The sequence below is a fragment of the Thomasclavelia sp. genome (assembly GCF_017889095.1).
Lineage (GTDB): Bacteria > Bacillota_I > Bacilli_A > Erysipelotrichales > Coprobacillaceae > Thomasclavelia.
On sequence record NZ_JAGHEW010000021.1, the window covers coordinates 1 to 8,136 of the forward strand.

General features: G+C 32.7%; 7 protein-coding genes. All 7 read left to right on the top strand.

Features of this window, described 5'->3' with window-relative positions:
• The first annotated feature begins 24 nt into the window (after positions 1-24).
• Positions 25-69 carry a hypothetical protein gene (locus J7M77_RS16815; protein WP_367236607.1) on the top strand — a complete coding sequence of 15 codons (45 nt, stop codon included), beginning with the start codon at positions 25-27 and terminating at the stop codon, positions 67-69.
• Positions 59-1,414 (top strand): HD domain-containing protein, encoded by a 1,356-nt coding sequence (locus J7M77_RS01040; RefSeq protein ID WP_296875121.1) that lies wholly within the window; start codon positions 59-61, stop codon positions 1,412-1,414. Before J7M77_RS16815 ends, J7M77_RS01040 begins: the two co-directional genes overlap by 11 nt.
• Positions 1,415-1,417: 3 nt before the next feature.
• Positions 1,418-4,240 carry an excinuclease ABC subunit UvrA gene (uvrA, locus tag J7M77_RS01045; RefSeq protein ID WP_296875123.1) on the top strand — a complete coding sequence of 941 codons (2,823 nt, stop codon included), beginning with the start codon at positions 1,418-1,420 and terminating at the stop codon, positions 4,238-4,240.
• Positions 4,241-4,253: 13 nt separating this feature from the next.
• A complete protein-coding gene (gene hprK, locus J7M77_RS01050) occupies positions 4,254-5,189 on the top strand; it encodes an HPr(Ser) kinase/phosphatase (RefSeq protein WP_296875125.1) in 936 nt (311 codons plus the stop codon).
• 3 nt (positions 5,190-5,192) lie between these two features.
• Positions 5,193-6,008, top strand: a complete 816-nt coding sequence (gene lgt, locus J7M77_RS01055; RefSeq protein WP_296875127.1) for a prolipoprotein diacylglyceryl transferase — start codon at positions 5,193-5,195, stop codon at positions 6,006-6,008.
• A gap of 184 nt (positions 6,009-6,192) precedes the next feature.
• Positions 6,193-7,599 carry an ROK family protein gene (locus J7M77_RS01060; protein WP_296875129.1) on the top strand — a complete coding sequence of 469 codons (1,407 nt, stop codon included), beginning with the start codon at positions 6,193-6,195 and terminating at the stop codon, positions 7,597-7,599.
• Positions 7,600-7,700: 101 nt separating this feature from the next.
• The coding region (locus J7M77_RS01065) for a response regulator transcription factor (RefSeq protein WP_296875131.1) at positions 7,701-8,136 on the top strand (436 nt) is incomplete at its 3' end.

The following is an 8,136-nucleotide window of genomic DNA, read 5'->3' on the forward strand; positions in this document are numbered from 1 at the left end:
AAGATCCTTGATTTCGAACGAGCAATGGAATTAAGAGATATTATCTTGGAGTTACAAGGTGAAAAATAAGTTTGTTTTTAATCCTTTAGTAAACCAAATCTTTCAGGCTATAGATAATCAAGGTGGTAATGTTTTTCTAGTCGGTGGGATCGTTCGTGATATGAAAATATATAATCATGTTGATTATCATGATGTTGATGTTGAAGTATACGGTTTAGAAAAAGATGAACTGGAACAGTTATTAAAACAATTCGGTCATGTTAATCTAGTCGGAAAATCATTTGGGATTTTCAAATTGGCCGAATTACCTAATTATGATTTTGCTATGCCGCGAATTGAACATAAAATTGGTAATGGACATCAGGATTTTGAAATCGAAGTGAATAAAAATCTTGATTTAAAAACAGCTGCGTCACGGCGTGACTTTACTATTAATGCTTTAATGTATGAAGTTAAAACGGGTAAGATCTATGATTTCTATCATGGTTTAGATGATCTTAAAAAAAGAACACTACGAATGGTTAATCAAAATACTTTTAAAGAAGATCCATTAAGAGTTTTACGGGCAGCGCAGTTTGCTTCGCGCTTTGACTTTTATATCGAACCCCAAACGAAATTAATGTGTAAACAAATGGTTAAAGTTCATTCGTTAGAAAATCTTAGCGTAGAAAGAATCTATGAGGAATATAATAAGTTATTACTAAGTAATCATCCATCAATGGGATTAAAGTTTTTAAAAGAAATTAATGCTTTATGGCCATGTTTAGAGATTCTTTCAAAAACGATGCAGCGTTTGGACTTTCATCCTGAAGGAGATGTTTGGACCCATACGTTATTAGTAACCGATTTAGCTGCATTATGTAAAGATAAAACATCTAATCCGCTCGCCTTTATGTGGAGTGCTTTATTACATGATATTGGAAAACCGGAAGTTACCACTCCTGAAGGTCGAGCACCAGGTCATAACGAATCAGGAGTAAGAATCTTTGAGCAGCAGGTAGCTAAGTATCTGCCGGATAAAAAAATCCGTCGTTATGTTAAGACAATGATCTTCTATCACATGCATTTAATGAACATGGTTCGTAACGGTGCTCGTGATTATGGATATTTTCGGATTTTAAAAGGAATTAATGGAATAGTTCCCGTAGATGACTTAATTTTATTGACGAAATGTGATAAACTAGGTAGATATAAAGATGAACATGAAAATATTAATCGATTTGATTATGTGATGATAGAAAAAATGGCTCGATTAGGTAAAGAAGCATTGCCACCTGTAATTAATGGTAATGATTTAAAAGAGTTACAAATTGAACAGTCAGCTAAATATAAAGAGATATTAGATTGGGCTTATGATCAACAATTACGTGGTCATGATCGTAAGGCTATTTTGAAGATGTTAAAAGGTAGGTAAAATATGGAGCATGATAAACTGGTCATTAAAGGGGCTAGAGAAAATAATTTAAAAAATATAGATATAGAGATTCCTAAAAATAAATTAGTAATTATGACGGGATTATCGGGTTCAGGAAAAACTTCACTGGCCTTTGATACAATATATGCTGAAGGACAACGTCGCTACGTTGAATCGTTAAGTGCTTATGCTAGACAGTTTTTAGGAAATATGGAAAAACCCGATGTGGATAGTATTGAAGGTCTTTCACCGGCAATCGCAATTGATCAAAAAACAACCTCAAATAATCCTCGTTCAACCGTGGGAACAGTAACCGAAATATTTGATTATCTAAGATTATTATATGCCAGAGTTGGTAAAGCTTATTGTCCTAATCATGGGATTGTAATTGAATCACAAACGATTAAACAGATGGCCGATACAATTGATACTTATCCTGATGGTGCTAAACTACAGGTATTAGCTCGGGTAGTTAAGAATCGTAAGGGAACTTTTAAAGATTTATTTGAAGATTTATTAAAAGATGGCTATATTCGGGTTCAGGTTGATGGCGAAGTTAGAATGCTTGATGAAGAAATTCAGTTAGATAAAAACAAAAAGCATAATATTGATGTTGTAATCGATCGAATTGTAAAAAAAGAAGGGTATCGTAGTCGGTTAATTGATTCTTTAGAAGTTGGGTTGAAATTGACAGGTGGCGAAGTAATTGTTGCTAATATTAGCGAAGAAACAGAGGCTTTATTTTCACAACATTTAGCTTGTCCTGAATGTGGTTTTAGTGTTCCTAAATTGGAACCACGCTTATTTTCATTTAATAATCCTTTAGGGGCTTGTCCTGATTGTCGTGGGTTAGGAATTAAAAATGAAGTTGATGATGATTTATTGATTCCTGATTGGAATTTAAGTATTAATCAAGGCGGGATTCGTTATTTTAAAACTTCAGTAGGAACTGAACGAATTGAATGGCAACGTTTTTTAGTACTTTGTCGTCATTATCATATAGATTTAGATAAACCGTTGAAAGATTTTACTAAAAAGGAACTGAAGATCATTTTAGATGGTTCTGATGAACCAATTTCGTATGAAATTGTTTCTAGCAGCGGGAATGTTTCGAAAACCAATCGACCAATCGAAGGGGTTAAAAAGCTAATCGCAAGAAGATATGAAGAAACGACTTCATCATGGTCAAAAGAATGGTATGCTTCATTTATGGCCGAACATACCTGTCCAACTTGTAAAGGAAGACGTTTAAATGATCAAGTATTAAGTGTTCGTGTTGGTGGTTTAAATATTAGTGAATTTACGGATATGTCAATTGAAAAAGCATTAACTTTTATTGATGAATTAAAATTGACAGAATTTGAATTAAAAATCGCTAATTTAGTTTTAAAAGAAATCAAAGATCGTTTAACATTCTTAAATGATGTTGGCCTTGGCTATTTAACCTTATCACGTAAAGCCGGTGGTTTATCTGGTGGTGAAGCCCAAAGAATTCGTTTGGCGACACAAATCGGTTCTCGGTTAACTGGTGTTTTATATGTTTTAGATGAACCGTCAATTGGTTTACATCAACGTGATAATGATAAGCTCATTGCCACATTGCAAAACATTCGTGATCTTGGTAATAGTGTTATTGTCGTTGAACACGACGAAGATACAATGCGAGCTAGTGATTTCATTGTCGATATTGGCCCTGGTGCTGGAGTTCATGGGGGAAAAGTGATTGTTTCAGGAACTCCACAAGAAATCATGGATTGTAAAGAATCAATTACGGGACAGTATTTATCAGGACGCTTAAAAATTCCCGTACCGAAAACAAGACGTAAAGGTAATGGTAACTTTATTCAAATTAAAGGGGCCAGGGAAAATAACTTAAAAAATATCAATGTTAAATTCCCGCTAGGAACAATGACCGTTGTTACTGGAGTATCTGGTAGTGGTAAAAGTACCTTGGTTAATGAAATCATGGGTAAAGCCATGATGGCAAGAATTTATCATTCTAAAGAAAAACCTGGTAAACATAAAGATATTTTAGGGTTAGAAAATATTGATAAAGTAATTGAAGTAAGTCAAGATCCAATTGGAAGAACGCCGCGTTCTAATCCAGTTACTTATACTGGTGTATTTGATGATATTCGGGGGTTATTTGCCCAAACTAATGAAGCTAAAATGCGTGGTTATGATAAAGGACGGTTTAGTTTCAATGTCAAAGGTGGACGTTGTGAAGCTTGTCAGGGAGATGGCTTAAAACGAATTTCGATGCATTTTTTACCAGATGTTTATGTTCCTTGTGAACAATGTGGTGGTAAACGTTACAATGAAGAAACACTACAAGTTACATATAAAGATAAAAACATTTATGATGTTTTAGAAATGACAGTTGAAGATGCCGTTTCTTTCTTTGGTAATTTACCAAAAATAAAAAATAAGATGCAAACTCTAGAAGATGTTGGGCTAGGGTATATCAAATTAGGACAAAGCGCTACTACTTTATCTGGTGGGGAAGCTCAACGGGTCAAATTAGCTAGTGAATTACAGAAAAAAGCAACTGGAAAGACAGTTTATATTTTAGATGAACCGACAACAGGATTACATAGTAATGATGTTGCTAAGTTGATTGAAGTGTTGCAACGGATTGTGGATCAGGGAGATACAGTAATTATTATTGAACATAATTTAGATGTGATCAAAGTTGCTGATTATATTATTGATCTAGGACCTGAAGGCGGTGACGGTGGTGGAACTGTAGTTGTTTCCGGAACCCCAGAGAAAGTTGCTAAATGCGAAAATAGTTATACTGGAATGTTTTTGAAGAAAATATTATAGGGAGGATACCATCATGCCAAAATCAATTACAGTAGGTGAATTATTAAATAGTGATCATTATGTTCAAGTAACTGGTGATGAAAAATCTTTAGAACGGCCAATTTTTGTTGCGGAAATTAATCGACCAGGATTTGAATTGGCAGGCTTTTTTAAGCACAGTGATTTTCGGCGGATCATCATTTTTGGTGATAAAGAATCAGCATTTATCAATGAGATGTCTGATGAAAGACAACGGGAAATCTTTCCGTTTTTAGTAAATGATGAAGTACCTTGTATTATTGTAGCTAAAGGGAATGAATGTCCAGAAATTTTAATTGAAATTGCTCGTAAAAAAAATTTCCCAATCTTTGTAACGGAATCGGCTACGGGACGAGTATCAATTGAGTTAACTAATATTCTTGATGAAGTTCTAGCTCCAGAAACATTGATGCATGGTGTCTTCTTAAATATTTATGGTAAAGGTGTCATCATTAAAGGTGACAGCGGGATTGGTAAATCCGAAATTGCTTTAGAGTTAATTAAAAGAGGACATTTATTAGTAGCTGATGATGCTATTGAATTATATCATTTAGGACAAAGCATTGTCGGTAAAGCTCCTGAGGTTTTAAGTAATTTATTGGAAATTAGAGGAATTGGGGTAATTGATGTTTCTAAAATGTTTGGAATTAGCTCAATTTTAGATAAAGATGAAGTTAACTTAGTAATTCAGTTAGATCGTTGGGTTCCTTCAAGAGAATACACTCGTGTTGGGGTTGAAGAAAATGATGCTACTGAAGAAATTCTAGGTGTTAAGATTCCTAAAGTAGTCGTTCCTGTATCTAGTGGACGAAGTATGTCAGTAATTATTGAAGCAGCAGTTATGAACATGCGTTTAAGAGAATATGGGGTTGATTCAAGTAAAGAATTTGTCGATCGAATCTTAAAAAATATTGATAAAAATAAGAGGTAAACAATGAGTTTTTTTCCAAATAGTAAAACATTTATCCAAATAGGTTCGCTTTCAATTGCCTGGTATGCCATTTGTATTCTTACAGGTGCAGTTATTGCTTATTTATTGGGTAGATATAATTTTAAAAAGATTGGTTACGATCCAGAAGTGTTATCCGATTATTTCTTTGGGGTTTTATTTACTGGGATCATTGGTGCCCGGTTATGGTATGTAATCTTTATGTGGAATGAATTATATGCCAAGAATCCTTTAGAAATAATCATGTTTAGACATGGCGGTTTAGCGATCCAGGGCGGTTTGATTACTGGAGTTATCTTTAGTTTGTGGTATTTTAAACGTCATCAAATTGATTACATGGTAGCTGGTGATGCCATTATGCCTGGAGTTTTGATTGCTCAGGCTTTTGGCCGCTGGGGTAATTTCTTTAATCAGGAAGCTTTTGGTGGACCAGTTAGTTTAGATTTTCTACAATCTTTGCATTTACCTAATTTTATCATTGACGGAATGCATATTAACGGTGTTTATTACCATCCAACATTTTTATATGAATCACTTGCAAATATTGTTGGCTTTTTATTGATTTTCTTTTTAATCAAAAAAATCCAAACTAAACAAGGAGAACAGTTCTTTGCTTATTTCATCTGGTATGGAATAACTCGTTATTTTATCGAAGGAATGCGTACAGATAGCTTATATGTAATGGGCTTTAAAACCGCTCAGCTTGTTTCAATTGTCTTTTTGATAGTAGGTATTGCTGGATATATTTATGTTAAGAAAAAAGGAAATCCGGCTATTAAGCCGATTGAACTTAAAGGTTGAAATTAACATTTCAATCTTTTTTTTATTGTTTCTGTAAATTTTTTTCAAAAAAATGCCTCTATATCAATAAAAATTAAGATCTTTTTATCAAAACCAGAAAAAAAGATGTTTTCAAAAAATAAATAACTATAATAAAAAGCAAGATAGATGCAATCAGATAAAAAATATTTGGAGGTGATTAGTAATGATGGATGAGTTTTTAAGAGATATTCATACCGAGATTTTCTATTACTGGGTCTTAAGTCAGAAACGAGATTTTTATCGCTGTAAACAAGATAAGCATAATTGTCAAAATATTATTATTGAAGCTGAAAATAGTCAGGGAATCATAACATTTAATAAATTTAATATTATTGAACTTACAGTTACTAATAAAGCAAAACAAAAAACAGAATTTTATTTACATTTTCAAATGAAAAATCTACATCATGCCAAGATGTTATTTGAAGAAATGATCGAAACGATCAAGAAAATCTCAAATACACCGACAACCAAAATTTTACTTTGCTGTTCTGGTGGACTAACAACCGGTTTTTTTGCTCAAAAAATAAATGAAACAGCTAAGTTATTAGATTTAGATATTGAAGCTAATGCTACTCGATATCTTGATGTTTATGAAAAAGGGATTGATTATGATTTTATTTTACTGGCACCACAGATTTCTTATTTATGTGCTAATATTCAAAAAGTATTAAAAAACCAACAAGTAATCAAGATCCCGCCACGTGTTTTTGCCAAGTACGATGTATTAAAAATAATCAATTTAGTTAAAGATCTAAGTAATAAGTTACCACAATATAGTAAAAGCAGTAATCGTCTGTTGATTAAAAGGGATATTCAGTTAAAATCAATGATTCTTTGTTTATCGGTATATAAAAATAGTGGTAAGGTTTATATTGATTATCGAATCTATGATCAAAATAAAAAAAGTATTTATGAAAATGAAATAATTAAGCAGACAATTGCAATTGAAGATGTTTTTGATGTTTTAGATATTGTTTTGGCAACTTATCCCGATATTAAAACGATTGCCCTGTCAATGCCAGGAATCGTTAATGCCGGAAAGGTAAGCAGTACTTTTGTTGCTAATGCCAATAATCGTGATTTGCAAAAAGAACTAAAAGAAACATACCAGCGAGATTTTATTTTAGCTAATGATATTAATGCTGCAGCAATTGGTTATTATGCGGTCCAGGAACGGTATAATTCATTTTGTTTTTTATTCCAGCCAATTGGTTTAGATGCTGGGCTAGGAACAGTAATTAATGGTGAGTTAGTCCAGGGAAATTATCATTTAGCTGGAGAAGTAAAGTTTTTACCAATGCAGTTATCTGATGATAAAGCTAATCTAAATAAAACACCAGAGGGTATTGTTGAACTGGTAAGTAAGATGTTAATTACGATCTCTAGTATTATTGCCCCTAAAGTATTTATTATTTATAGTGATATGGTTGATGATGTAAATGTAATTAAAAATAATATTAAAGATTTTTTTGCAAATGAAGTTGAAGATTTTAATATAGAAATTTACAAAGTTGAACATTTACAAGAATATATTTTAGCGGGGTTAATGTTATTATGTGCTAAATAAAGATAAGAGCAATCTTATCTTTTTTGTTTAGTTTCAGTTTAGAATGTTTGATATAATATTAATGTTAGAGTAGAAAGGGGGCAGCCCAAAAGGCAAGTTAAATGTTTCATATTTTAGTAGTTGATGATGATATAAATACTAGACGTTTGATCAAAGCTGTTTTAGAAGTAGAAAATTACCAGGTATCTACCGCTAAAGATGGGCAGATGGCTTTAGATATTATGGAACGGGAATATATAGATTTAGTAGTTTTGGATATCATGATGCCCGGAATGGATGGCTATGAATTTACAAAACTATTGCGTGAAAGTAAAAATGATCTGCCGATTTTGATGGTTTCGGCAAAACAGCTAACAAGTGATCGAAAAAAAGGGTTTATTGTTGGAATTGATGATTATCTTACCAAACCGTTTGATGAAGAAGAATTATTGCTTAGAATTAAAGCGTTATTAAGACGATCTAAGATTGCAAGTGAAAGAAAGATCGTAATTGGTGATGTGACATTGGATTATGATAGCTTAACAGTAAGTCGCCAAG